20 protein-coding genes are annotated in these 25,263 nt (G+C 71.4%); 2 read left to right on the forward strand and 18 right to left on the reverse strand.

Features of this window, described 5'->3' with window-relative positions; all coding sequences use genetic code 11:
- Window positions 1-33 precede the first annotated feature (33 nt).
- The 11 genes from fabF to E1182_RS03550 form a co-directional block, all read right to left on the reverse strand.
- The gene (fabF, locus tag E1182_RS03500) at window positions 34-1,275 is read right to left on the reverse strand and encodes a beta-ketoacyl-ACP synthase II (protein WP_132261159.1); all 1,242 of its coding nucleotides are present in this window, start codon (window positions 1,273-1,275) and stop codon (window positions 34-36) included.
- A complete protein-coding gene (locus E1182_RS03505) occupies window positions 1,272-2,924 on the reverse strand; it encodes a class I adenylate-forming enzyme family protein (protein WP_207921250.1) in 1,653 nt (550 codons plus the stop codon). The genes fabF and E1182_RS03505 overlap by 4 nt, the downstream gene beginning before the upstream one ends.
- Window positions 2,914-3,945: a beta-ketoacyl synthase N-terminal-like domain-containing protein gene (locus E1182_RS03510; RefSeq protein ID WP_132261160.1), complete on the reverse strand. Its 1,032-nt coding sequence runs from the start codon at window positions 3,943-3,945 to the stop codon at window positions 2,914-2,916. The genes E1182_RS03505 and E1182_RS03510 overlap by 11 nt, the downstream gene beginning before the upstream one ends.
- Window positions 3,942-5,123 (reverse strand): beta-ketoacyl synthase, encoded by a 1,182-nt coding sequence (locus tag E1182_RS03515; protein ID WP_132261161.1) that lies wholly within the window; start codon window positions 5,121-5,123, stop codon window positions 3,942-3,944. Before E1182_RS03515 ends, E1182_RS03510 begins: the two co-directional genes overlap by 4 nt.
- Window positions 5,120-5,359: an acyl carrier protein gene (locus E1182_RS03520; RefSeq protein ID WP_165942492.1), complete on the reverse strand. Its 240-nt coding sequence runs from the start codon at window positions 5,357-5,359 to the stop codon at window positions 5,120-5,122. Before E1182_RS03520 ends, E1182_RS03515 begins: the two co-directional genes overlap by 4 nt.
- Window positions 5,360-5,364: 5 nt before the next feature.
- The gene (locus E1182_RS03525; protein WP_132261163.1) at window positions 5,365-5,631 is read right to left on the reverse strand and encodes an acyl carrier protein; all 267 of its coding nucleotides are present in this window, start codon (window positions 5,629-5,631) and stop codon (window positions 5,365-5,367) included.
- A 33-nt stretch (window positions 5,632-5,664) separates the two neighbouring features.
- The gene (gene fabV / locus E1182_RS03530; RefSeq protein WP_132261164.1) at window positions 5,665-6,888 is read right to left on the reverse strand and encodes an enoyl-ACP reductase FabV; all 1,224 of its coding nucleotides are present in this window, start codon (window positions 6,886-6,888) and stop codon (window positions 5,665-5,667) included.
- Window positions 6,885-8,312 (reverse strand): class I adenylate-forming enzyme family protein, encoded by a 1,428-nt coding sequence (locus E1182_RS03535; protein WP_165942493.1) that lies wholly within the window; start codon window positions 8,310-8,312, stop codon window positions 6,885-6,887. Before E1182_RS03535 ends, fabV begins: the two co-directional genes overlap by 4 nt.
- Before the next feature lie 43 nt (window positions 8,313-8,355).
- Window positions 8,356-9,471, reverse strand: coding sequence for a 3-dehydroquinate synthase II (locus tag E1182_RS03540; protein WP_132261166.1), 1,116 nt, complete (start codon window positions 9,469-9,471; stop codon window positions 8,356-8,358).
- Complete coding sequence (locus tag E1182_RS03545; RefSeq protein ID WP_256370803.1) at window positions 9,468-10,391, reverse strand: 2-amino-3,7-dideoxy-D-threo-hept-6-ulosonate synthase; 924 nt, start codon at window positions 10,389-10,391, stop codon at window positions 9,468-9,470. Before E1182_RS03545 ends, E1182_RS03540 begins: the two co-directional genes overlap by 4 nt.
- A 168-nt stretch (window positions 10,392-10,559) precedes the next feature.
- Complete coding sequence (locus tag E1182_RS03550; protein WP_132261168.1) at window positions 10,560-13,412, reverse strand: AAA family ATPase; 2,853 nt, start codon at window positions 13,410-13,412, stop codon at window positions 10,560-10,562.
- Window positions 13,413-13,678: 266 nt separating this feature from the next.
- On the opposite strand from E1182_RS03550, the gene E1182_RS03555 reads away from it, so the two are divergent.
- Entirely contained in the window at window positions 13,679-15,124 is a 1,446-nt protein-coding gene (locus E1182_RS03555) for a glucose-6-phosphate dehydrogenase (RefSeq protein WP_132261169.1), read from the forward strand.
- Between the two features lie 44 nt (window positions 15,125-15,168).
- On the opposite strand, the gene E1182_RS03560 is transcribed toward E1182_RS03555, so the two are convergent.
- The 7 genes from E1182_RS03560 to E1182_RS03590 form a co-directional block, all read right to left on the reverse strand.
- Entirely contained in the window at window positions 15,169-15,558 is a 390-nt protein-coding gene (locus E1182_RS03560; RefSeq protein ID WP_132261170.1) for a peptidase inhibitor family I36 protein, read from the reverse strand.
- Window positions 15,559-15,762: 204 nt separating this feature from the next.
- Window positions 15,763-18,930 carry a glycoside hydrolase gene (locus E1182_RS03565; protein WP_207921251.1) on the reverse strand — a complete coding sequence of 1,056 codons (3,168 nt, stop codon included), beginning with the start codon at window positions 18,928-18,930 and terminating at the stop codon, window positions 15,763-15,765.
- Window positions 18,927-19,664 carry a hypothetical protein gene (locus tag E1182_RS03570; protein WP_132261171.1) on the reverse strand — a complete coding sequence of 246 codons (738 nt, stop codon included), beginning with the start codon at window positions 19,662-19,664 and terminating at the stop codon, window positions 18,927-18,929. The genes E1182_RS03565 and E1182_RS03570 overlap by 4 nt, the downstream gene beginning before the upstream one ends.
- Before the next feature lie 7 nt (window positions 19,665-19,671).
- The gene (locus E1182_RS03575) at window positions 19,672-20,577 is read right to left on the reverse strand and encodes a carbohydrate ABC transporter permease (protein WP_132261172.1); all 906 of its coding nucleotides are present in this window, start codon (window positions 20,575-20,577) and stop codon (window positions 19,672-19,674) included.
- The gene (locus tag E1182_RS03580) at window positions 20,574-21,488 is read right to left on the reverse strand and encodes a carbohydrate ABC transporter permease (protein ID WP_132261173.1); all 915 of its coding nucleotides are present in this window, start codon (window positions 21,486-21,488) and stop codon (window positions 20,574-20,576) included. The genes E1182_RS03575 and E1182_RS03580 overlap by 4 nt, the downstream gene beginning before the upstream one ends.
- An 88-nt stretch (window positions 21,489-21,576) precedes the next feature.
- Window positions 21,577-22,854: an ABC transporter substrate-binding protein gene (locus tag E1182_RS03585; RefSeq protein ID WP_243706009.1), complete on the reverse strand. Its 1,278-nt coding sequence runs from the start codon at window positions 22,852-22,854 to the stop codon at window positions 21,577-21,579.
- Between the two features lie 42 nt (window positions 22,855-22,896).
- Window positions 22,897-23,910, reverse strand: a complete 1,014-nt coding sequence (locus tag E1182_RS03590) for a hydroxyacid dehydrogenase (RefSeq protein ID WP_132261196.1) — start codon at window positions 23,908-23,910, stop codon at window positions 22,897-22,899.
- 167 nt (window positions 23,911-24,077) lie between these two features.
- Between E1182_RS03590 and E1182_RS03595 the strand changes: the two genes are divergently transcribed.
- Entirely contained in the window at window positions 24,078-25,175 is a 1,098-nt protein-coding gene (locus tag E1182_RS03595; RefSeq protein ID WP_132261174.1) for a LacI family DNA-binding transcriptional regulator, read from the forward strand.
- Window positions 25,176-25,263: the final 88 nt, after the last annotated feature.

Here is a 25,263-nt window from a genome sequence, read left to right on the forward strand (position 1 = left end):
GCCGGACCAAACCGGCGGTCGAGTGGGACATGCTCACGGTTTCTTGAAGACCAGGCAGGCGTTGTGGCCGCCGAAGGCGAAGGAGTTGGAGATCGCCGCGCGCACGTGGGTACGCCGGGCCGCGTCCCGCACGTGGTCCAGCACGCATTCGGGGTCCGGGTCGGTGAGATTGATCGTCGGCGGGACGGTGTCGGTCGCCACCGACATCACCGCGATCAGCGCTTCGAGCGCGCCGGCGGCGCCGAGCAGGTGTCCGGTCATGGACTTGGTGGCGCTGCACGCCGGGATGCCCGTGCCGAACACCGCCCGGATCGCCCGCGCCTCGCTGACGTCGCCCAGCTTGGTGCCGGTGGCGTGCGCGTTGATGTGGTCGATGTCGGCCGCGGCGAGATCCGCGTCGGCAAGTGCCTTGCGCATGCAGGCCACCGCGCCGGCGCCGTTCGGCTCCGGCATGGTCACGTGGTACGCGTCGGTGGCGACGCCGTATCCGGCCAGCTCGGCGAGGATCCGGGCACCGCGAGCCCGCGCGTGCGCACGGGACTCGAGCACCAGCATCGCGGCACCCTCACCCACGACGAACCCGTCCCGGCTTCGGTCGAAGGGCCGGCTTGCCCGTTCCGGCTCGTGGGTTCGGCGCGACAGCGCCCGCGCCGCGGCGAAGCCGGCGATGCCGAGCGGGTTGAGCGCCTCGGCGGCTCCGGCGATCACCACGTCGGTCTCCCCGCGCTGGATCATCCGGTAGCCGTCGCCGATGGCGTTGGCCCCGGTCGCGCAGGCCGTGGATATCGCACTGCTGGGACCGGTGATGCCGAGGCGGATGGCGAGCTGCGCGGCGACCATGTTGATCAACATCATCGGCATGTAGTACGGGTTGATGTCCCGCATGCCGGTCTCGTGCAACGCCACCGCGTGCTGCTGCACGGTGCTCTGGCCGCCGACGCCGGAACCTACCACCACGCCGGTCCGCTCGCCGGCCACGTCCCGGCCGATCTCGAGCCCGGCGTCCCGTACCGCGAGCAGGCCGGCCACTAGGCCGAGCTGGACGAAACGGTCCATCAGCCGGGCGTCCCGGGGTGCGATGAACTGGCCCGCGTCGAACCGCTTGACCTGCCCGGCGATCGTGACCGGCAGGGCGGCGACGTCGAAGCCCTCGATCGTGCTCACTCCGGACTTCCCGTCGCACAGCCGCTTCCACACCCCCTCCGGGTCCTGGCCGTGCGGCCCGAGCACGCTGAGGCCGGTGACCACGACCGCCGGTGCCGTCCCGCCGCTCACCACTGCTCTCCCCGCTCGGCGAGATCCCGGTACCGCTCGCGCAGCTCCCGTTTCTTGACCTTGCCGGTCGGCCCTACCGCGAGGTCGTTCTCGGTGATCGGCAACGCCGTGGCCACCGCCGGTAGATGGTGCTCGCGGAGCACCTCGTTGACCCGCTTGGTCCAGTCCATCTCTTCCGCCGCCTGCCCCGCCTCTGGCACGAGCTGGAGCAGCGCGTACACCTGCGGCTCCCGGCCGGGCAGGTCGACACCGACCACTGTGCAGTCGGCGACCTCGGGCAGCTGGCGCAGCACCAACTCCTCCGCCTGCACGGTGTGTAGCGTACCGTGGCGGGTGCGTACGGCGTCGGTAACCCGGTCGACGTGGTAGAAGTGCCCGCCGTGGTCGCGATAGGCCAGGTCGCCGGTCAGCCAGTACCCGCGCAGCCGGGACCGGTAGGTGGTCAGCGAGTCGTTCCAGTACCCGGGCGTGATGGTGGGTGACTTCACGCCCAGCCGCCCGATGCTCATCGGCGGCAGCGGGTCGCCGTTGTCGTCGAGCACCGCCGCCTCGACGAACGCGTACGGCCTGCCCACGCAGCGGGACGGCGCGGCCTCGCCCGGACGGTGCAGCAGGTAGAACAGCGAGTGGCCCATCTCGGAGGAACCGAGACCGTCCAAAAACGACGATCCGGGCACGATCGTGCGGGTGCCGTCCGCGGCCACCTCCACATGCTGGCCCAGGCCCAGGATGACCTTGATGTGGCTCTCGTGCGCGGCGTCCCCGCTGTTGTACCAGACGCTCACCGAGGACAGGTCGTACCGGTCCAGGTCCGCCGCTGCCGCGATCTCCGCGTACGTCACCGAGAACGCGCACACCCCGGTCGGCCGGAACTCCTCGACCGCACGCAGCGCCACGCCCGCCCGCTGGCTCGACAGGATCTTCACCGGCAGGTCGTTGAGGAGGGCAAACATCAGCACCGAGAGCGCCGAGTTGTGCGCGCCGGGCAGCGCCGACAGGATCCGTTCGCCGGCCTGGGGCACCGGCAGCGAGAGCCGGTAGCGGGTCGCGTGAAACAGGCTCTGGTGGTTGTGCAGCACCGCTTTGGGCAGGCCGGTGGTGCCCGAGGAGTGGGTGATGACGACCGGGTCGGCGGCGTCGTGCCGGAACGGGTAGTGGCCGGGCAACCGGTCCCGGTCGGTCGGCGTGACGTCGGCCGAGGTCGCCGCGAAACGCGCCGTCTCGCCGCCGGTCAGGATCGACCGGTGCGCCTCGTCGGTGAAGACACCAACCGCGCCGAGCGGTGCCGTGTACGCCCGCGCCAGCTCGGCCGGCAGCTCGCCGTTGACCAGGACCGGGATCGCGCCCAGCCCGGTCAACGCCAGGTAGTGGACGATCAGCTCGATCGCGGAGTCGCAGTACACCACGACCGGGTCGCGAGGGCGGACCTCCCGGCCGTGGTACCAGCCCGCGTATGTGTCGACGACCTCGCACAGCTCGCCCAGCGTCAGCGCGGACCGCACCCTGCCACCGGGAAGCCGGAACTCCGGCTCGAACCAGAGGACCGGTGTGTCCAGCGGCCGCCCGAGCGACCGGATCCGCTGCAGGAAGTTGCCGGCTCCCAGGTCCGGGTCCACCGACAGGCGCCTGCGCTCCGCGCTACCAATCATCAGCTGTTCCCCTTCGACTGACCGCGACCTCACCGGCGGTCTCCTGACGGTCGGCTTCGGTGCCCGCGCCCGCCCCGCTCACCGCGGGCTCCGGGTGGCGGCGCAGCACGCACAGCGGCCGACCGTCCATCGTGGTGTCATGTACGAGCGCGACGGCGGGCTCGTCGCGCCGCCTCATGTGCTCGTGCGCGAGGCACAGGTGGACCAGGCCCTGCACGCTCCCCGCGCCGTCGAGAGCGCCGGTCGACACCTGGACGGCGGTGGGGGAGCTGTCCCGGTCGGCCGGAGCCGGCAGCAGGACATACGCCGCCGTGCTTCCCGGGCCGGATCCCGGCGGTCCCGGGGGATGCTCGCCGGGCGGCTCGATGGTCACGCGGTCCCGGTCCGCCGGCGCGGCGGCGGGAGCCGCGCGCCGCAGCAGCACCGCGACGGCGGTGTCCCAGGCCGGCGGCCCGACCGCCTGGCCGGCGGCGCTGAGCTGGGCGAAGACGAGCTCGCTGCGCGGGTTCGCGGCCAGCTCCACGCCGATCGCCAGCACCTGCTCGATCCCGTCGTCGGCCAGCGTCAGCGCGGCGGTCGCCAGCAGGTCGGCGGCGAGCCGGTCGGTCGACGCGACGCACGAGATCGGTCCGGTGATGCCGAACTCGCGCGAGACGAAGCCGAGGATCGAGTTGGGGATCGACTGGTAGAACAGCAGCGCGTTGCCCGGCTGCCCGGCGGCCAGCTGCCGGCTCGCCAGGTCGGCGGTGGTGGTGTCGCCCAGCACGCTGCCCAGCACGATCGCGGTCGCCGCGCCGGCGGTGCCGGACTCGGGTGCCGGCCGCACCGCCACCCGCTCCAGACACCGCCGCGCCACCTCGCGGACCAGAGGGTTGAAGCTGGACTCCAGGAAACCGGGCACGGCCAGCAGCGCCGGCTGGCGGTGTGCCGGCCGGCGCTCGCGGAGGCAGGCGTCCAGGGCCTCGGCGGTGCCACCCCAGCCGCCGAGGCAGGCGCTGGCGGCGAGCGTGACGGCGGTCATCGGCGCTCCAGCACGAGCGCGGTGTTGAGGCCGCCGAAGGCCGAGTTCACCGACAGCGCGTACCGCGGGTCGGCCGGACGCGCCCGGTTGGGCACGTAGTCGAGGTCGCACGCCGGGTCGGGGCGGGAGTATCCGGCAGTGGGCGGTAGCTCGCCGTGGCGCAGGGCCAGCATCGTGATGACCGCTTCGACCGCGCCGGCCGCCTCCAGCGTATGCCCGGTCGTGGTCTTGGTGGAGCTGACCGGCACGCGGTGCGCGCGCGAGCCGAACGCGGCCCGGAGTGCGCGGGTCTCGGCGCTGTCGTTGAGGGCAGTTCCCGTGCCGTGCGCGTTGACGTAGCCGACGTCCTCGCCGCGCACGCCGGCCCGCCGCAGCGCCTGGCCGACCGCGGCGGCCAGCCCGTGACCCCCCGGGTCGGGACGGCAGACGTGGTACGCGTCCGAGGCCATGCCCCACCCGGCGACCCGGGCCAGGGAAGGGGCCGACCGGGCCCGCGCCGACCGTGCCGCTTCCAGCACCAGCACCGCCGCGCCGTCGCCCAGCAGCAGCCCGCTGCGGTCGGCGCTGAAGGCGCGCAGCCGCCCGTCGGTGGCGAACGCCCGGCCCGAGTCGAACTTGGCGAAGAACTCCTCGTCCACGACGTAGGCCCCGCCGCACACCGCCACCTCGGCGTGGCCGGCCGCGATCAGCCGGTATCCGTGGATGATCGCGTTCGCCGAGGCGACGCAGCCGTTGACGAACGCCATCCGCCGCCCCCGGATGCCGAACGCGTCGGCGATGGCGTCGGCGTGTGCCGCCGGCGCGCTGTGCCCGAGGTCCGGCCGCGGAACCGGCTCGGCGCCCGGCCGGGCCGGGTCGTGGTGTCCCCGCCAGAACTCGTTGATCGTGGTGTAGTCGCCCTGCGTGCCGATGAGCACCGCGGCGTCGAACCCGCCGGCCAGCCCGGCCATGTCCAGAGCGGCCCGCGCGCACCGCAGCAACACCTGCCGCTGCCGGGGCACGGCCCCCGGCCCGTCCCGGTACTCGGCGGCCACCCGCACCCGGTATCGCGACGCGTCGAACCGGGTCACCCCGGCGAACGCCGGTACGCCCGCGAAGACGCCCTTCCGGATCGCCGGCTCGCCGAACCCGAACGCGGTGAACACGCCGTAGCCACTGACCACCACCTCAGCCGTCACGCGCGTAGCCCTTTCCGGCCCTCGTGGATGCGGTCGTAGATCCGGTTGACCGAGGTGAACTCCACCAGGTCCTCGTCATCGACCTGAATCCCGTGCCGCTCGCTCAAGATGTGCACGAGCCACGCGGCGGACAGGGAGTCGAGCACCAGCTCGGCGTCGTCGTCGGGGATGTCGGCCGGCTGGCCCAGCTGCGCCGCCTCGGCGACGGCCTGCCGCAGCTCGCCTTTGCTGAGCACCGACCTCACCCTGGGTGGGACGCCTGGGCCCGGCGCCGGGACACGTCCGCGACGAACTCGCCCAGCGTCGCCTTGGCCAGCTGTTCGAAGACCTCATCCGGGTAGGACACTCCGTACTCGTGCTCCACACGGGTGGTCAGCTCCACGAGGGCGAGCGACTCGAGGTCCCAGCCGTCGGCCCCGAGTGGCGTGCCGTCGTCGGTCCGCTCCAGCGGGATCTGCATCTCGTCCCTGAGTGTCCGCACGACGAACGACTTGATTTCCTCCTGCACGGCGTTCCCTTCCTTCTTTGAATCCGACACTTCTTACGTCGAGGACTGTCGTTTGGCCGGGTCGACCTCGATCAGGCCAGGTATTTCGCGCACCGGGGAGATATCACGTCCATAGTGGACATCTGGGCGGCCGAAGCCGTTGAGCCGGGCCACCTCGCTGAGGAACTCGTCGAGCGCACCGACCTCCGCCAGGCTTTCCGTCGTCACCGTGCGCCACCGCCGGCGTACCTCGGCCTGCACGTCCGCGCGCAGCTCGCGGTCGTCGAGCCGGATGCGGCCGGCGGCGTCGAGGGCGGGCGCAGCACCGTGGTAGAGGCGGTCGGCGAACAGGCGGTGGACCTGCTCGATCGGGCCCTCGTGCAGGCCCCTCTCGCGCATGACCCGGATCAGCAGGATCGTGTAGAGCGCACTCATCGGGATGGCCAGGCTCGCGTGGGTGACCAGGGCCTTCATGACCGCGGTGTACGCGCGGCCGCCGATGCTGCCGAGCCGCCGGTCGATCTGGGCCGCGGTCGCCTCCAGGTGGAGCTTGGCCCGGCCGATCGTGCCGCCCCGGTACGTCGGTGCCAGCTCGTCCCCGCCGATGTAGGAGTAGGCGATTGTGGTGGCGCCCGGGGCGAGCAGGCCGGCGCCGGCGAGCGCCTCGATCCACCGCTGCCAGTCGTCCCCGCCCATGACGGCCACCGTCTGGCGGATCTCGTCGTCCGTGGCAGGTGGCGTGGTCGTTTCGACGACGGTCCCGGTCGCCGCGTGGAATGCCTTGTTGCGGTACGGCTCGTGGATGGTCTTGAGCACCGACTGGTACAACTCGCCGGTCACCGGGTCGACCCTGCGCGGCGCCGCGATGCTGTAGACCACGAGGTCGACCTGACCCAGGTCCCGCGCGATCGTCTCCACGGTGCGGTGCCGGGTCTCGTCGGCGAACGCGTCACCAACGACGGTGCGCGCGTACAGGCCGGCCCGTTCGGCCTCGGCGTGGTAGGCCGCGGTGTTGTACCAGCCGGGCGTGGCCGTGCGGCGCGGACCGCCGGGCCGCTCCAGGCAGACCCCGACCGTCGCCGCGCCGGCACCGAAGCCGGCCGTCACCCGCGAGGCCAACCCGAGGCCGGTCGAGGCGCCGATGACCAGGGCCCGCGCGGGGCCGGGTAGCTCCTGCTTGCCGCGCGCGTACGCCACCCACTCGCGCACCATGGCCGCGCAGCCGTCCGGGTGGGCGGTCACGTAGAGGTGTCCACGGTGGACCGGCTCAATGATCATGGCTGGGCTCCGTGGAGCCGCGCGCGGGTCAGCGGGGCCGCGGCCGCAAAGTGCGCCTGGCGCAAGGCGTCGTGGCTGCGGATGAGCTTGCCCGAGACGGCGCGGGGCAGGGCGCGCGCGACGTGAAAGCGCTTTGGGATCTTGTAGTCGGCGAGCCGGTCGCGGCACCAGATCACGATCTCGTCCACGGACGGGTCGGCGTCGCTGCCGACGTACGCCTCGATGCCGCCGGCGTGGATGACGACGGCCTCGGTGATGTCGGGGTGCTCGCACAGGGCCGTCTCGATCTCGGTCAGATCGACCTTGAGCCCGCCGACCACGACCAGCGAGTCCGACCGGCCGCGGACCGACACCAGGCCGCCGTCGCCATACTCCGCCAGGTCGAAGGTGCGTAGCCAGCCGTCCCGGAAGCGGTCCGGCCCGTCGGACCGCAGGTAGGGGGAGCGGTCGACCGCGACGTACAGCTCGCCGTGGTCGACCTTGACCTGGATGCCGGGCGCTGGCGGGCCGACCGCTGGGCGGTGCCGGCCGGTCAGGTCCGCCGCGATGATCCCCACCTCCGTCATGCCGTACGCGTCGCCGACGCGTACGCCGTACCTCTGCTCGAAGCGCGCCGCCACCCGGTCCGGCAGGACCTCGCCGCCGGAGACGGCGATACGCAGCCCGGCCGGCACCGGTGGATCCGGCAGGGCGGACAGCAGGTCGTAGTGGAACGGCGCCCCGAAGATCGTGTCGACCTGCTCGCGGTTGGCCAGCTCGACCAGGTCCCGGGCCGCCGGGGGACCGGCGAACACCACGGCCACGCCTCTCGCCAGCGCGTGCAGGATGCCGCCGACCAGCCCGAACGTGTGAGCCACGGAGCTCAGCAGCAGGAGCCGGTCACCGCGCCCCGGCATGCCCTCGATTCGCGCGAACCTGTCGATCTCCGCCAGCAGAGAACCGGCGGTCCGGCCGATCACCTTGGGGGTTCCCGTGGTTCCTGAGCTGACCTGCACCAGGCAGTGGTCGGTCTCGGCGCGGCGCCCGGACCGCCGGACCTCGATGATCAGCTCGCGCTCCGCGCGGAAGGTGGCCGGCGTCCGGGCGGGGTCGGTCGAGTGGATATAGAACTGGCTCCGGCAGGCCTCCAGCAGGCGGTCGACCTCCGCCCGCTTGAGCCGGTGGTCCAACAGCAGGACCTGCGCGCCCGAGCGCCACAGCGCGAGCAGTGCGTGCACGTACGTGTAGCTCGGCGACACCTGCAGCGCCACGGTGGCGCCCGGGCCGATCCCCGACGCGGCGAGCAGGCTCGCCGCCTCCTCCATCCGGCGGTGTACCTCCGCCCGGGTGACCCCGCCGCCGCCGTGCCGGAAGACCACGCTGTCGTCGTCGGCGTCCAACAGGTGGCTGCCCCACCAGTTGGCGTGTCCTGGTGCCCCAGTCATCGACCGGCTCCCCCATGTCATCCGGACCGGGCCGGTGGCCCGGTCACTGCTCGACGCAGAACTCCCCGATCGGCAGGCCGACGTGGCGCTTGTCCGTCGCCAGGTAGCCGAGCACCTCGTCGCCGGGCCCGAGCTCGGTCACGTTGAGGACCGCACCGCCCGGCCCGAGCACGCGTACGTGCCAGTCGTCCTGAACGGTCAGGCTCACCGCGGTGCCCTGCTCCGACCTGGCCCGGATGGTCAGCAGCGGCCGGGACTCCAGCTTCGCCCGGCCGACCACCACCGGCCTGGTCCGCCCGTCCGCCCCGACCGCCAGCACGCGGCTGCCGGAGCGCAGCTCGCTGAGGTAGCTGGTGCGGTTGTCCAGCCCGACGACGTACGAGTGCAGCGCCCCCGCGTTGACCCGGAACGGGCGGGTGGGCATGTACGGCAGCGGATGGGTCTCGCTGCAGACCAGGATGAAGCCGGCGGAGTACGAGCCGACGAGGATGCCCTCGTCACGGTCGAAGTGCGAGCAGGTGTCCACGCAGACCCGGTCGCCGATGCCGACGTGGTCGACGGCCTCGACGACGAGCTTCTCCAGCGCGAGGGCCGGGGTCTGGAAGCGCAGCAGCGCCGCGATGCCGAACACGTCGTTGGCGTCCGCCGGCGCGAGCAGGACGCCGTCCGAACCCTTCTCCAGCACTCCGCTCACGATCTCCGCTTCCTGGACGCTGCGTACCTCTGTCACCAACTGGCCGGCGGCGCTGTCCGCCGCGGCGATGACGATCTCCAGCGGGATCTTGGTGGGGTCGGTGAAGGCAACCAGGGTGTACGGCAGCTCTTTGGCGCAGGCGCAGGCCAGAGCGAGAGTCCGGTCGTCGTCCACCTGGACGAAGGCCACGGAGGTCCCGTCCCCGCCGGCGTGGCGCCGCTTGAGCCCGTCGAGCCCGGCCTGGTCGGCGACGACCTGGACGGCGAGGTCGCAGTGCGGCCGAGCGTCCGGCGGCGCGACGCCGTCGGGCGCGAACAGCACCCGGCGCACGGTCGGCGGGAGGGACGCCAGCGTCTCGGCGCTGTCGGCGACGACCGCCTCGACACGGGCGTGGATGGCCGCGTCGACGATCGCCTCGTGTTGCTCGGGGGAGGCCTTACGCAGGTCGATCCAGGCGGTCTTCATCGCAGCGCCCCCGAAGCGGGTCCGTCGCACCCGGAATCCCCGGCCGGCTCCGGTAACTGGCCGGATCCCGCGCGTCTGCCCTGCCTCGGATGCACCAGCGTGGCCAGGGACCGCACGACCGCGTCCGGCTCGGGATCCTGGAACACCCGGCGCCCGATGGCGAGGCCGCGGCACCCGGCGGCGAGCGCCTTGCCAGCGAAGTCCAGCAGGCTGCGGCCGTCCGCCTGGCCACCGCCGACCACGATCGGGATCGGACAGCTCGCGACCACCGAGACGAGGTCTTCGACCTGCTGCGGCGCGGGCGTCTTGACGATGTCGGCGCCGAGGTCGACGGCGATGTTCGCCAGGTGGGCCAGTTGCGTCGCGTCCACTGCGGCCGGGATGCCCGGACCGCTGGGGTACATCATCGCCATCAAGGGGATGCTCCATCTGTCGCAGGCTGCGGCGACCGCGCCGAAGTCGGCTAGCTGGGCCGCCTCACTGAGTGATCCGACATTGACGTGAATGCTGACCGCGTCGGCCCCGATACGGACCGCTTCCTCCACTTCGCCGACGAGGACCTTTTCGTGGGAATCTGGTGCGTAAACGGTGCTCGCACTCAAGTGGACGATGATCGAGCATTCGATGAACAGGTGGGGATCAAGTGCCCTTACCCGCCCCTTGTGCAGGACAATTCCATCCGCGCCGCCGTCGACGACCTTGCGCACGAGGTGATCGAAATCGCGCCTTCCCGCGATTGGTCCACTCGTGACGGAATGGTCGAGTGGCACGAAGAGGTAGCGCGCGTCACCTCGGCGCGACAATCTGGTCAGCCTGACAGCTTTCCGGGCATCGTACAAGACCTGCAAAAGATCCCCCGCTCCTAGTGCCCCGCGACAGCACAAGAGAAATTGGCGCCCTCTGTGATACCCCCGCGCCACAAGGATGGGTCAGGGCGGGCCGGCGGCGCTTCCGTGAAAATACGCAAAGCTTGAGGGTGGCCGAGCGGGAAACCGCTCAATAATAGGACATGTCCACTCTCGCGCATTGACGAGGATCGATTAAGAATCGATTGGCGCGTCCGGTTTGGACCTTTCCGGTCCGTTCGGCTAGGGAGACTCGACGACCGGATGGCTTCCGAGGGCGTGCAGCCTGTTGGCCATCGCGGTCCGGGAGCGGACCTCCAGCTTGGTGAAGATCCGCGACAGGTGGGACTCGACGGTGCGGCGGCTGAGGTTGAGCCGCTCGGCCACCTCCTGGTTGGAGAAGCCACCGGCCACCAGGTCGGCGATCTCCCGTTCGCGGGTGGTGAGCGTGTGCGCGTCGCCGCCGGCACGCCGGTCCAGCCGGCCGGCGGCGCGCGCCCCCTCGCGCTCGTCGCGATCCAGAACGGACAGCAGCCACGTCGCCCCGCATGCCTGGTATCCCGCCCGCGCGCGGCCGAACGCCACCCGGGCACGCTGTGGCTGGCCGGCCCTCGCCCGCACGTTGCCGGCCAGGTGATACGCGAGGGCCTCCTCCAGCGGCGCGGCGACCGCAGCAAACTCGGCCGCCGCCTGGACTGCCAGGGCGTCGGCCTCCTCGAACCGGCGCGCCCGGGCCGCCGCGTAGGCGCGCGCGTAGCCGGCCAACCCCTGCTCGGGGGCCAGGCACACCTCAGCGGCGATCTCGGTGGCCCGCTCCGCCGCGGCCCGCGCCCGGGCGACGTCACCCGAGGAGCAGAGGGCGACCGTACGCAGCACCTGCCGCAACACCGCGATCGGCGCGCCGGCCGGCCAGGAGTCCTCCGGGGCGTCCAGCAGGTCCAGGCACGTCCCGGCGTCTCCGGCGACCGCGTGCGCGAGGGCGAGATTGACCTGGGCGGTCCGCCACCACGTCCGCGAGCGTGGCCGGTCGCCCTCGCTGAACCGCGCGCCCACCGCGATCGCCGCCGCCGGCCCGGCCGTCCACAGCAGGGGGCGCAGCAGCACGGCGTACGCCATCGCGCGCATCTCGGCGCTGTGTACCCGCCGTGCGGTCGCCGCCGCTTCCTCGGCCAGCTGTACGGCCAACGCCAAGTCGCCCAGCCGCGTCTGCAGGGCGGTCTCCACGACCAGCAGGTACGGCAGGGCACTGCTCTGCCCGATGCCGTCGACCACGCACTTGGCGCGGGTCAGGTGGCGGGCCGCCGAGGGCAGGTTGCCGAGGTGCATCTCCACCCACGCCAGCGGCCCGAACAGCTCGACGTGTGGCTGGACCGCCGTGTCGGGAACCGTGTCGACCAGCCGCGTGGCGGCGGCAACGTACCGGCGCGCGGCGGTGGTGTCCCCGCCGTACAGCGCTCCGAACGCGCGCAGTGCCTGTGCCGCCGCGGCCATGTTCGAGTGGTTGGCGTCCAGCAACGCGAGGGCGCGCTCGGCGTGGCTGATCGCACCGACCGTGTCCTCCCGCAGCGCGCAGATGGCGGCCCGCTCGACCCACAGCTTCGCCTCGGCAGCCGGCCGCAGCCGTCCACCGCGCAGCTGGGCGTCGACAAGCGCGGCCGCCTCGTCGAGGTCGCCCCGCAACCGGGCCACGACGGCGCCGAACGCCGCCGCCCGCGACCGCACGGGCTCGCCGCAGTGCCGCAGCTCCGCCAGGATCTCCCGGCACTTCTCCAGGTTGCCGCTCAGGCCCAGAGCCCGGGCGTATTGAAGCAGGATCAGCGGCCGCTCCTGCCGCAGCGCGCCCTGCTCGGGCAGGATGCGCAGCGCCGTCCCGAACCAGCGGGCGGCCTGTGCGGGCGTGGAGTACGCGAACGCCTGGCCCCCTTTGATCAAGATCTCGGCGGCCGCCTCGTCGCCGGACTGTGCGGACCGCTCGGTGTGGTGGACCAGGATCTGCAGGGGGCAGTCACGCCCGCGCAGGTAGGTGGCGGCCCGGGCGTGTGCGGCGGTCCGCCAGGCGGGGCCGGCCAGCGCGTGCGCCGCGGCGCGCATGAGCGGATGCCGGAACCGGAACTGGACCCCGTCGACCTCGACCAGCCCCAGCCGGTGCATCTGGTCGACCCCGTCGACCACTGTGTCCGTGGCGAGCTGCGACACGTACGCCGCCAGCTCGACGGTGGCGTGGTCGCCGATGACGGCGGCGGCGTGCGCGATCCGCTGCACCGAGGGGTCCAGGACGGTGAACTCGGCGCCGAGCCCGGCGAGGATGTGGTGCTCCGAACCGTCCGCCCAGTCCGGCACGCCCAGGCCGGGGTCTCCCGCCACGGTCGCGAGTGCGCCGTCGTGCAGCCGGGACAGCGCCTGCACGTACAGGGGATTGCCTCGGCTGGCCCGCAGGATCAGCGCGCGCCGGCGCCGGGCGACACCGGGCAGCAGCGCCTCCAGGTCGGCCGAGCGCAGCGGCGGGATGCTGATCCGGATGGCCGCCGGGCCGTGGTACGCGATCGCGTCGATCAGCTTGACCGGTGGCCAGGCGCTGCGGAACGCGACAGCGACAAGCATGGGAATCTGCGGCGGCTTGCGGATCAGGTACTCGGTGAGTTCCAGCGAGGCATGGTCGGCCCAGTGCAGGTCGTCCAGGAGCAGCACCACGCCGGCCGCGCGGGCCCCGTTGAGCAGCTGCCGGACGCCGTGGAACACGCGGAACCGGTCGACCGACTGGACTTTGCCGGTGCCGGCCGGGTCGCCGTGCAACGCGCTGAGCACGCCGCGCACCTCGTCGGTATCGGCCTCGGTCGCGGCGATCAGCGGATTGAGCGTCTCCAGGTACATCCCGAAGGGCACCTCTTGCTCGAACTCGCTGGCGCCGCCCGCGCAGACCAGCAAGCCCGACTCGGACGCGCGCCGCCCCAGCTCCGCGAGAATCCGGGTCTTGCCGATGCCCGGCTCGCCGGCGACCTCCACCACCGCGAACCGGCCGCCGGCCACCAGGGCCACCGCGCTGTCCAGCATCTCCAGCTGCGCGGCCCGGCCAACGAGCGGCAACACCGGGCTCATCGCAACGGTCCCCCAGCCGCCACTTCCGTGCCCCCCAGGTCACGCCCATGCATATGTATCAATGGCAGAAGCATAGGTAACTGTACTGAGGGCACCGAGTTTCCACCCCTGACCCAAAGGTCAATCTCAAACATGATCTGCATCACAGCCGCTTTGGGAGTTTGAGGCGCCGGTCACCTCGACGCTGACCAGGCACCTGGCGAGCCGCGAAAGCGCCATCGGGCAACCAGCGGGTACGTGGCCGGTTGGCAGGGCATGGTAGGTGCATGACGACATCGACCGCGAGTGCCGCGGTTTCCCGCGCCGAAGGTCCGGGGCGGCAACCACCGCGCCAGACGCTGCTGTTGCTGGGGGCCACCGGTGACCTGGCGGCCCGACTGCTGCTACCCGGGCTGGGGCGGCTGGTGTCCGAGGGTACCCAACCCGGGCTCACGCTGATCGGCAGCGGCCAGGAGGAGTGGGACGACGCGCGGTGGCGTCGCCGGGTGGCCGACTCCTTCGCGTCGGCGGGCGCGGACGGGCCCCGGGAGACCGAGCTGATCCGGGCCACCCGTTACCTGTCCGCCGACGTCACCCGGGAGGAGGATCTGCGCCGGCTGCTGGCGGCCTGCCACGGCCAGCTGGTGATCTTCTTCGCCCTGCCCCCGATGGTCACCGCCCGGACCGCCGCCGCGCTGTGCCGCATCGGGCTGCCGCCGGGCACCCGACTGATGCTGGAGAAGCCGTTCGGTACGGACGCCGTCTCGGCGCGGTCGCTCAACGACATCCTGGCCCGGCTCGTGCCGGAGGACCAGGTGCACCGCATCGACCACTTTCTCGGCAAGTCCACGGTGGTGAACATCCTCGGGCTGCGGTTCGCCAACCGGATCTTCGAGCCGGTGCTCACCTCAGCTCACGTGGCGTGCGTGGACATCGTCTTCGACGAGACCCTGGGCATCGAGGGCCGGGCCGGCTACTACGACGGCGCGGGTGCGCTCGTCGACATGGTGCAGAGCCACCTGTTGCAGGTCCTGGCGCTGATCGCGATGGACCCGCCGCCCACCCTCGCCGCCGGGGACCTGCGCGGACGCAAGGCGCAGGTGCTGCGGGCCACCCGGGTCTGGGACGACGACCCGGTGAGGTGGAGCCGGCGGGCCCGGTACACCGCCGGGGAGGTCGCGGGGCGGCGACTGCCCGCGTACGTCGACGAGTCGGGCGTCGACCCGGCCCGCCAGACCGAGACGCTCGCCGAGGTGGTGCTGGCGGTGGACACCTGGCGCTGGGCGGGTGTGCCGTTCCGGCTCCGTTCCGGCAAGGCGCTGTCCGACCGGCGCAAGGAGGCGGTCATCACCTTCAAGCAACCGCCCCGGGTGCCCACCGGGCTCACCGGGTACGACCAGCCGGACCGGCTGCGGATCGGGTTCGGCCCGGACCAGGTGGGTCTCGACGTGAACATCAACGGCCCGGGCAACCCGATGGAGCTGGACCAGGTGCATCTGGTGGCCGACTTCGGCCCGGGCGAACTGCCGCCGTACGGTGAGGTGCTACGCGGCGCCTTCGAGGGCGACCCGACGCTGTCCGTGCGGGGTGACACCGCCGAGGACTGTTGGCGCATCGTGGAGCCGGTGCTGGCGGCGTGGCGGACGGAAGCGGTGCCGTTGCAGGAGTATCCGGCCGGCAGCGGCGGACCGGATGACTCGCTGCTGGTGCCGGCGGGTGGCGAGTGGCCGTGACGGGGGTGGACGGCCGAGGAACGCGCCCACCCCGCCGGCACTCGTCAGTACACGTACACGCTCTGCGACCCGAAGGTGATCGAGCTGTACGTCCCCGACGGCATGATCGTGTACGAGGAGCCCGTGCAGTTCTGGTTGGCGTACAACCTGGCGGGCTGGTTGGCGGTGTTGCGCGCGGACTTCACCCGACCGTTGCCCCAGCCGTGCGCGGCGAGGTCCACGCAGGTGCCGGTCGTTGGGTTGACGGCCTGCGCGGTGAACCGGTTTCCCTGGTACGCCTCCTGGTCCCAGACACACAGCGTGCGGACGAAACCGCACGAGCTGTCGGCGGCCCGGACCGCCGACGACGCGGCGGCGGCACCGCTTCCGCCCGCGGCGGCGACGAGCGCCGCGGCCGACAGCGCGCCCACTGCCAGTGACCTCCGGACGATCATCTCGATCACATCCTTCCCACCTGTCGCCGGGGCGTCGTGCGGGCACGACACGAACCGGCCGCTATGGCATCGACACCACCCTATTGATCAGGGCGTCGGCGGGCATCTCCTGGGATGCGGTCACCGGGCACGGGCGTGGTGCCGCCCCGTGCGCGCAGCGCCGCCGGGGCGGGGCCGGTTCTTCCGGCCCCGCCCCGGCCCCCGTCAGCGCCGGAACCGCACCCGATAGGTACGGGTCTGGGTTCCGTCTTCGCTGGTCACCGTGACCGTGGCGGTGCGTTCGGCACGCACCAGGGCGGTGGACACCCCCGCGTACGGGTCGCGCGGGGTCGCCGTCAGTTGTCCGCTGGCGGGGAGGGTGTATTCGAGGACGTCTGGCGTGAAGCCCGGTAGGGCCTTGCCGTTGACATACAGCGCCGACAGGGCCGCGTCCGAGGACCGCCCGGGTGCCGCGGTGAGGATCTGCACCTCGCCGACGGTCATCCAGAGTCCCGGGCGGGCGGTGAGGACCACCCGTACCCCGTCGGTCGTCGTGACGGTGGACAGCGGCACGGTGAGAGCCGGCGCGGGCGCGCCGCCCGGCACGCTGATCTCGTCACTGGCCCGCACCCAGGCGCCGGTCGGGTCGCGAACCTCGGCGCGCAGCGACTGGGCGTACGTGTCGCTGTTGCCGTCGCGGTGGAAGTGGACCGTGACGCTGGCGACGTCCCGGCGGGACGGCAGCAGGAAGGTCAGCGTGTCGCTGCTGTTCTTGGTACCCGAGCGCCAGTTCGACCAGCCCTTCTCCGTACTGATCCCGTTGCGCAGGCGGTCGGCGGAGTAGCCGCTCTCGGTGTAGGTCGCGCTGGCCTGTACACCGGAATCGGTCGCGGCGTTGACCAGTATCGGCGTGGTGACCTGCACCCGGGCGGTCGCCGGCTGGGTGCTTCCGCCCGGCACGGTGGCGGTCCCGGAAAGCTCGAAGACGCCGGTGCGTTCGTAGGCCGGGGGAGCGGACCAGGTCACCGGCAGAAAGACCCGGGCGCCGCTGGCACCCACCCCGGTCACGGTCGTGGGCAGGTTCGGGCGACCACCGGGGTACGCCTTGGCCCGGGCCGGTTCGGTGGCGACGACGGTGTCGACGGTGACCACGGCCCGGGCGGAGATCCGGCGGCCGAGCGGATCGGTGGCGGTGCCCAGGACGGTGACGGTGCCGGGCTTGGACCACCTGTGGTGGGGGATGGTCCGCCATACCACCGGCAGGAGGCCGCGGGCGCCGTCGGGGTGGACCGGCGTGACGGTGGCGGGCAGCACCGGCGGCGTGCCCGGGGTGGTGAAGACGGCAGTGTCGACGGTGGACAGCACGGTTTCGTCGACGATCGTCCAGCGCTGGTTGTTCTGCGAGGTCGGTGTCCAGGTGCCGACCCGGGAGCCGTCGGCGGTGGCGTGGTCGCTCACGTCGATCAGCCGGCCGGTGGCCGCGTTGACCAGGGTGTACGTGCCATCGCCGGTGGTGGAGAGGATCCACTGCGCGACCGGGTCGGCGGCGAGGGCGGTCGAGGACCGCTCCAGGGTGAGGGATCCGTCGCGCAGCACCAGGCTTCGATCCCCGGTGGAGAGCAGGTAGCGGGACCGGTTCCCGCCGGTGGTGGTGACGGGGGTGATCCGCCAGAGCTGGTCGGCGGCGAGCGCGTCGCTGGTGCGGATCACCACGGACGAGCCGGCGGGCGTCAGCGACCGACCGCTCGGTACGCCCTGCAGCCGGTACACGTGGCCGGCCCGCACGAGCGCGGCGTCGTCGGCGACGCCCTGTACCCCGTCGACGACGAAGGTCGTCACGGACTTCGCCGGCACGGTGAAGGCGGCGGACTTCTTGTCGACCGGGATGGGCCGCTGGCGGACCAGGGCGCCGGAGGCGTCGGTGACGATCGGCGTGACGGTCGCCTCCGGCGTGACATGTCCGAACCGGGACAGGTCGAGGCTGATCCGCCGACCGGTGTCGGCGCTGTTGACGTGCACCACGGTCGCGGCCCTGCCGTTGGCCGACACGGCGGCGACGCTGGCGGTGTCGTTCACCTCGATCACGTGGTCGCCGGGGCGGATGTGGTGGGTGAAGTTGCGCAGGGTGTGGAACTTGGTGTTGATCCGGGCGGGACAGGTCTGCAGCGTGTCCTGGGCGGTGCAGTCGAACGGGATCTGGATCGCGCCCCAGTTCTTGTTCCCCGCGTGCTGCGGGTTGTAGTCCTCGATGGGCTGCCACAACATCCACGCCGAGGGTTCGAGCTCGCGGAGGTCGCCGACGATCCGTTCGGCGATGCCGAGGCCGGGGTCCATGCTGGTGAAGCTCTGCCCGGTGCCCCAGTGGCCGTCGACCTCGCTCATCCACAGGGGCTTGTCGGCGCCCTTGGCGACGTCCCGGGCGGAGGTGCGCTGGCCGGTGCCGTAGGTGTGGACGTTGAGCTGGTCGATGACGGCGCGGGTGTCGGCGCGGTAGCCGTTCCAGTTGGTCACGAAGGTGCCGGGGTTGGTCTCGTCCATGGCGGCGAGCCGCGCCCGGGTCTGCGCGTTCTCGAGCCGACGGGCCAACGCCAGGATCACCTGCTGTTGCAGGGCCGGGGAGGCGTGGGCACCCTCCTGCCGACCACCGGTGGGCTGCCCGTCCGGGCCGAGCTGGGTACCCCAGTAGGAGGTGTTCGGCTCGTTGAGCGGTTCGATGGTGTGGAACTCGATGCCGTGCGCGGCCTCCAGGTGCTCGGTCACCCGGACCAGGTAGGTGGCGAAGTCGTCGACCCGGTCGGCGCGGATCTGGTCGGCGCTGGAGTTGAAACCGCCGGAGACGTAGCCGCTGACGGTCTGGAAGTACGGCGGGGAGTTGCTGAACGCCTCCCAGGTGTCGACCCGGTCCTTGATCTGGTCGACCCACCAGCGCTGGTTGGCGTCGGCGTCCCAGTTCCAGTGCTCGGGATCGTCCGGATTCCACCAGTCGACATCGGTGCGGGTGGTGCCGGGCGGGGCCGTCCAGAAACCGGGCATCGTGGCGCCGACCTTCATGTAGTCGGTGCGTACGTCGGGGGCGTTGCCGCCGCCGATGTTGTACCGGGCCATGTTCAGCCGCAGCCCGTCCGCACCGAAGAGCAGGTCGACCAGGTGGTTGCGGATCTCGTCGGGGTAACCACCGGTGGCGTTGGCGAACCAGACCAGGCTGGTGCCCCAGCCCTCCCAGGTCGGCTGCCGGTAGGACGGATCCGGGGTCACCACGACGGTGGGGACGGTCTCGGCGGCGGTGCCGGTGGTGGCCACGGCGGGTGGAGACCCGACCGCGGCGGCGGCCACGGCCATGGCGGTCGCGGTGAGCACGGACGCCAGCCGGCTCGGGGTGGAGGGTCCGGTCATGGTCTCTCCTCGCGGGGTGGGTGATGGCCTTCCGGCTCGTCGTCGGGGAGGAGGTGGGCCAGCGCGGCCCGGCTGTTGGCCCACACCGCGACCAACGCGCAGCCCGGTACGGTGGCCAGCCCCAGCAGCGGCGCCTGGTTGACCGACAGCGCGGCCACCAGCAGCAGGACCAGGCTGAACAGGCTCAGTGGGGCCCGCCGCACCGCGGTGTACGCGGCGATCCGGACGGCCGGCCCGAAACCCAGGTGCGGAGCCAGCACGGCCAGTGCCAGCGTCAGCAGGCTCGCGGCGAGCACGAGGACCGCCGTGACAGCCAGCAGCGGGACGAGTAGCGCGCCGTGCCGGGAGTCGTGCAGGACGACGATGTCGGTGGTGAGCACGGCGAGCAGCGCCACCGTGGCCGTCCACCGGCCGATCGCGGGGCCGAAGGACCGCCGGTAGGCGCGGACGAAGACGCCGACGGGGGGCTGGTCGGCCGGGGTCTCCGCCCGGCCGAGGTAGCCGAACGCGGCGGCCAGCGACGGGCCGACGCTGATCGACAGCAGCCCGAAGAAGACCGGGTGGCGCCAGGGCTGCGCGACCACGGCCAGCGCCACGAGCAGCGGCAGGTTGGTGACGGCCAGGCCCAGGTTGACCACGAGCACCCGGTGGACGAACGACCAGACGGTCGTCCAGGTGTCCGCGCTGACGTTGACCCGGGCCGAGAACGTCCGGTGCGGGGTGGGAGCGGTCATGCGGTGGTCACTTCAGCCCGCTGGTGGCGATGCCCTGGACGAAGTAGCGCTGCCCGATGAGGAAGACGGTCAGGATCGGCAGCACCGACAGCACCGAACCGGTCATGATCATGGCGTACTCGGCGTCGTAGACGCTCACGAACGAGCGCAGACCGATCTGCACCGTCCACAGGTCGTTGCTGGTCAGGTAGATGAACGGACCCATGTAGTCGTTCCAGGTGTTGACGAAGGTCAACAGGGCGAGGCTGGCCAGCGCCGGCTTGGACAGCGGCAGCACGATCCGGGCCCAGATGCCGTACTCGCTCAGGCCGTCCACCCGGGCGGCCTCGCACAACTCGTCGGGGATGGTGAGGTAGTACTGCCGCATCAGGAACACCCCGAACGCGCCGAACGCCTGCAGGAGGATCAGCGACAGGTGGGTGTTCACCAGGCCCGCCCGCTCCATGATGATGTACTGCGGCACCATGTACGCCTGCCACGGCACGGCGATGGTGGCGATGTACGCCACGAAGAGCGCGTCCCGTCCGGGGAAGCGGACCTTGGCGAACCCGTACGCCGCGAAACTGCCGGTGAGCACCTGCAACGCCGTGATGACGACGCTGAGGAACAGCGAGTTCCTCAGGTAGGTGACCAGCGGGATGCGTTCCCAGATGCGGGTGTAGTTGTCCCAGTGGAACTCCTCGGGAATCCACTGGATCGGGATGGTGAAGACCTGGGAGTCGAGCTTCAGTGAGGAGGTCACCATCCACAGGAACGGAACCATGACGGCGAGCCCGAGGACGGTGAGCAGGACGTGCAGGGCGATCCGGCCGGCCACGGCGGGGGGCCGCCGGCGCGGCGTCCGGGGCCGGACGTGGGCGGCGCCGGTGGGGGAGCCGTCCCGGTGCTCCGGTGTGGTGGCGGTCGCGGTCATCGTTCTTTCCTCTGCTGAAGTCGGAACTGGACCACCGTGATGAGCAGGACGATCACGAACAGGACCATCGCGATGGCGGAGGAGTATCCGAAGCGGCCCTGCTCGATGCCCTCCCGGAAGATCAGCTGCGAGAGGACGAGGGTGGAGCGGCCTGGACCACCCTCGGTCATCACCTGGACCAGGTCGAAGATCTTGAAGCTGGAGATGGTCAGCATGATCAGGACGAAGAAGGTGGTGGGGCGCAGCGAGGGCAGCGTGATGTGCCAGAACCGCTGCCAGGGGGAGGCGCCGTCCATCTTGGCGGCCTCGTACAGCTCACCGGGGATGGTCTGCAACCCGGCCAGGTAGAGCACCATGTAGTAGCCCATGTCCCGCCAGACGCTGGTGATGATCAGCGCGGGCATGGCCCAGGTCGTCGAGGTCGTCCAGCCGGGCGGGCTGTCGACGCCGACCGCGCGCAGGAACTGGTTCACCGGGCCGGCGTCGGGGCTGAACAGCATGTTCCAGACCACTGCCACGGCGACCAGCGAGGTGATGTACGGGAAGAACAGCGCGGTACGGAAGAACCGCACCCCGCGCAGCTTGCGGTTGAGCAGGACGGCGAAGCCCAGGGCGGCGACGAGGGTGAGCGGCACGTGGCCGACGGCGTAGTAGGTGGTGTTGTACAGCGCAATCCAGAAGTTCTCGCTGTCCACCAGGCGGCGGAAGTTGTCCAGGCCCACCCACTCGGGCGTGCTGTAGGAGTTCCACTTCATGAAGGCGAGGGCCAGCGAGGCGACGACGGGCACCAGCGTGAGGGCCGCGAAGCCGATGAAGTTCGGCAGGATGAAACTCCAGCCGGCCAGCGTGTTGCGCCGGCGGAGCCTGCTGCGCGTCCGGGGGGTGGACGCGGATGCGGTGGTGGAGACCATGGTGGGTGCTCGTCCGGGGCCCGGACGTTCCTCCTTCCCTGAGGTGGACGGTGCCCCGGGGGCGATGGGCCCCCGGGGCACCCGGCGGTCAGTCGACCTCGGACTTGACCCGCTTGCCCATCTCGGCGATGCCGGCGTCCACGGACTTCTCGCCGCTCATGATCAGATCGTGCTCCTCGTTGAGGATGGTGTCGACGTCGGAGGACTTCTCGCTGACCGGCATCTCCAGCTTCACCTCGCCCGGCTGGAACGCCTTCTTCGCCACCTCGTCGTTGGCCATCCCGTCCACCCCGAAGTACAGGTCGAGAATCGCCTGGTCGGCGTAGGCCGGGAAGACCCCGATCTTCGCGATGGCCGCCGCGCCCTTCTCGCCCGATGCCCAGGTGACGAACTTCCGCGCCGCCTCGGCGTTGCGGGCCTTCTTGTTCACCCCGAACGCCGTCGGCGAGCCGAACGTGGTCGACCCACCCTCGGCGGCCTGCGGCAGCGGCGCCATGCCCCAGTCGACCTTGATCTTGCCGGCCTTCTTCTCGTCGATCAGCCGGGCGGCGTACCAGGTGCCCATCGGCAGCATCGCCGCCTTCTCCTCAGAGAACATGGAGTGGTAGGTGACCTTCTGGGTCTTGGCGGTGGCCCACTTCAAGGTCGCCCCCGACCGCTCCAGGTCGAGCGCGATGGTGTACTGCGGCTTCATGAAGGTGTAGTCACCGCCGAGTTGGTCGCCGCCGGTCTGGGCCGCCGCGACGGCCTGCACCACCGACCGCCAGATGTGCTGGTACGTCCCGTACACGGTGTCCGCGCCGCTGCCCTTGGTCGTCTTCTTCGCCAGGTCGGCGTACTCCTGCCAGGTGAGGCTGGTCAGGTCGGCGCCGGAGTTCGCCAGCAGCTTCTTGTTGTAGTAGAGCACCCAGAAGTCCTGGCGGTAGGGCAGGGCGAAGTAGTCGCCGTCGAGGTCGAAGGCGTCCAGGCCGCGGTACTTGCTCTTGTCGAGCTTGCCCACCTCGTCCTTGAGGGAGGCCAACTGCCCGCGGGTGCCGTACCGGGCGTAGTCGATGACGTTCTTCATGGTGATGACGTCGGTGGTGTCCCCACCGGCCAGCATGGTGGTGACCTTCTGCGGGTAGTCGTCGGCCAGGATGTCGACCGGCTGCACGTCGACATCCTTGTGCTCCGCCTCGTACGCCTCGACCAGGGCCTTGAACTCCGGCGTGGTGTCGTAGTTCCACAGCGCCACCGTCAGGATCGTCTTGCCGTCGGAGGTGGTGGCGGACTTCCCGCCGCTGCCGCAGCCGGTGGTGGCCAGCGCGATACCGGTGGCGATCGCCAGGGCCTGGGTGAACCTTCTCTTCACAAGGAACTCCTTCATCGGGGGATTCAAGCGCGACGACCGGGGGTAGTCGCCAGCGGATCAGGCGTGCAGGATCAGGGCCTCGGGGGTGACCTCGGCCCGGAGCGGTTCGGCGGCGATCCACCGGGACAGCTCGTCGAGGGTGTGGTCGGTCAGCCGCAGGATCTCCGAGCCGAGCGACCCCGCGATGTGCGGAGTGATCATGACGTTGGGCGCGTTACGCAGCGCGGCGTCCGCGGGCAGCGGCTCGGGTTCGGTGACGTCGAGGATCGCGAACAGTCGGCCCGATCGGCACTCCGCCGCGAGGGCCTCGGAATCGACCAGGCTGCCTCGGGCGGTGTTGATGACCGTCGCGTGGTCGGGCAGCAGCGCGAGTTCCGCCGCCCCGATCATGTGGTAGGTGCTGGGCAGCGCGGGGGCGTGCAGCGACAGGATCTCGCTGCGCGGCAGCAACTCGTGCAGGTCCACCAGGGTCGCGCCGGCCAGGGCGACCTCGGTGGGGTCGGCGTGCGGGTCCGCCACCAGACACTGCGCGGAGTCGAGACAGCCGAGGAGGTCGACGACCCGGCGACCGATCCGGGAGAAGCCGACCACGCCGACGGTCCGGCGGTAGTTCGACAGGTCCCCGTATCCGTCGCGGTGGCCCCAGCCCTGGTACGCCGCCTCCGGGTCGGCGGCGATGAACGGCGCCTTCTTGCCGGCGAAGATGATCGCGGCGAGGGTGTACTCGGCGACCGGGATGGCGTTGGCGTCCGCGGCGTTGGTGACCCGGATGCCGCGCCGCCAGACCTCGCTGGTGACCAGGGACCGGACGCTGCCGGCGGCGTGGAAGACGGCCCGTAGGGCGGGGGCTGCGGCGAGCCGTTCGGCGGTCAGCGTCGGAGTCCCCCAGGAGGTCACCAGCACCTCGACCACCGCCAGCCGGGCGCGGGCGGCCGGGGAGTCCAGGTCGTCCACCCAGATCGGGTCGGCCAGGGCCACCAGCTCGGCGAGCCGTGCCAGCCGTGCCTCGTCGAAGTGGGCGCGGAAGGAGTCCCGGTCCATCACGACGAGTGCCTGCTGCTTGGTCTGCACCGTCAATGTGTCTCCCCGGTTACGGATCGCTGGCCGACGCTCGACCGTCGCGGAGCCTTTGAATTCGTGTCGGTGACATGGATAACCTATTCCGAACACGGTCGCTACGAGCCGGTCTCGATCGATCCGAAACGTTCGTAAACGAACACAGTCTGGAGGACGACTCCATGCCGAGAGACCGGATGTTCAACCTCCAGCGCCGCGAGCGACTCATGGAGGAGCTGCGTCGCCACGGAGCGGTGCGGGTCAAGGAACTGGCCCGGACCCTCGGCGTCAGCGAGCTCACCGTGCGCCGCGACATCACCGCCCTGGCCGAGGAGAACCTGCTGACGAAGGTGCACGGCGGGGCGACGCTACCCACCCAGCTCGGGCCGGAGCCCCGGCGGCAACGCCCGGCGCCCACCCGCTTCACCATCGGCATGGTCGTGCCGTCGCTCGACTACTACTGGCCGTCGATCGTCACCGGCGCCCGCACCGCCGCCGCCTCCCTCGGCGTACACATCCAACTACGCGGATCCAGTTACGACCCGGAGGAAGACCGTCGGCAGATCACCCGACTCATCGAGTCGCAGCAGGTCCAAGGACTGCTGCTGGCACCCAGCCTGGAGGGCGACGGGGTCGACGAGATGATCGGCTGGATCGGGAACCTGCCCGTGCCGACGATCCTGGTGGAGCGGCAGACACCACGATGGACGCCCACCCTGCGCCAGCTGGAGTGGGTGCGCAGCGACCACTCGCTGGGCCTGGAGATGGCGGTGCGTCACCTGCACCAACACGGCCACCGCCGGATTGGACTGGTGCTCTCCAAGGGCAGCCCCACCTCCGCCCACCTGGCCCGCGGATGGGCGCTGGCCTGCGCCGACCTCGGCCTGCCCGACGACATGGTGATCCGGGAGGCGGTCGCGCTGGACGCACCGGGGCACCGGGAGATCATCGACAACATCCTGCGCCGGTGTCGGCAGTCACGCACCACGGCGCTGATCGTGCACGGCGACCCCGACGCGATGTCCATCGCCCAGTACTGCGCCGAGCAGCAGGTGTCGATCCCCGACGACCTCGCCCTGGTCTCGTACGACGACGAGGTCGCGCACCTGGCCGAGCCGGCCCTGACCGCGGTCCGGCCGCCGAAGAGCCAGGTGGGCCGGGTGGCGGTCGAGCTGATGGTGGGCCGGCTGCTGGAGGGCAGGCGCCGCTCCTCGCAGCGCGTGCTGATCACCCCCGAGCTGGTGATCCGGGAGTCCTCCACCCCCCGCCCGTCCCGCTGACCGGCGGTGGTGCCCCTGGCCCGCGAGCCTCAGCTTGAATTTCGACGGTCGGGCGTGGGCGGATGAGCGACAGGCTGACGTCAACGAC

The organism is Micromonospora sp. KC721, assembly GCF_004348355.1.
GTDB lineage: Bacteria > Actinomycetota > Actinomycetes > Mycobacteriales > Micromonosporaceae > Micromonospora.

What these genes read in the sequence shown, in the direction of transcription:
- E1182_RS03505 (WP_207921250.1), bottom strand. Translation starts at nt 2,924, where the DNA reads ATGATTGGTAGCGCGGAGCGCAGGCGCCTGTCGGTGGACCCGGACCTG.
- E1182_RS03510 (WP_132261160.1), bottom strand. Translation starts at nt 3,945, where the DNA reads ATGACCGCCGTCACGCTCGCCGCCAGCGCCTGCCTCGGCGGCTGGGGT.
- fabV (WP_132261164.1), bottom strand. Translation starts at nt 6,888, where the DNA reads ATGATCATTGAGCCGGTCCACCGTGGACACCTCTACGTGACCGCCCAC.
- E1182_RS03535 (WP_165942493.1), bottom strand. Translation starts at nt 8,312, where the DNA reads ATGACTGGGGCACCAGGACACGCCAACTGGTGGGGCAGCCACCTGTTG.
- E1182_RS03540 (WP_132261166.1), bottom strand. Translation starts at nt 9,471, where the DNA reads ATGAAGACCGCCTGGATCGACCTGCGTAAGGCCTCCCCCGAGCAACAC.
- E1182_RS03550 (WP_132261168.1), bottom strand. Translation starts at nt 13,412, where the DNA reads ATGAGCCCGGTGTTGCCGCTCGTTGGCCGGGCCGCGCAGCTGGAGATG.
- E1182_RS03555 (WP_132261169.1), top strand. Translation starts at nt 13,679, where the DNA reads ATGACGACATCGACCGCGAGTGCCGCGGTTTCCCGCGCCGAAGGTCCG.
- E1182_RS03560 (WP_132261170.1), bottom strand. Translation starts at nt 15,558, where the DNA reads ATGATCGTCCGGAGGTCACTGGCAGTGGGCGCGCTGTCGGCCGCGGCG.
- E1182_RS03565 (WP_207921251.1), bottom strand. Translation starts at nt 18,930, where the DNA reads ATGACCGGACCCTCCACCCCGAGCCGGCTGGCGTCCGTGCTCACCGCG.
- E1182_RS03570 (WP_132261171.1), bottom strand. Translation starts at nt 19,664, where the DNA reads ATGACCGCTCCCACCCCGCACCGGACGTTCTCGGCCCGGGTCAACGTC.
- E1182_RS03575 (WP_132261172.1), bottom strand. Translation starts at nt 20,577, where the DNA reads ATGACCGCGACCGCCACCACACCGGAGCACCGGGACGGCTCCCCCACC.
- E1182_RS03580 (WP_132261173.1), bottom strand. Translation starts at nt 21,488, where the DNA reads ATGGTCTCCACCACCGCATCCGCGTCCACCCCCCGGACGCGCAGCAGG.
- E1182_RS03585 (WP_243706009.1), bottom strand. Translation starts at nt 22,854, where the DNA reads ATGAAGGAGTTCCTTGTGAAGAGAAGGTTCACCCAGGCCCTGGCGATC.
- E1182_RS03595 (WP_132261174.1), top strand. Translation starts at nt 24,078, where the DNA reads ATGCCGAGAGACCGGATGTTCAACCTCCAGCGCCGCGAGCGACTCATG.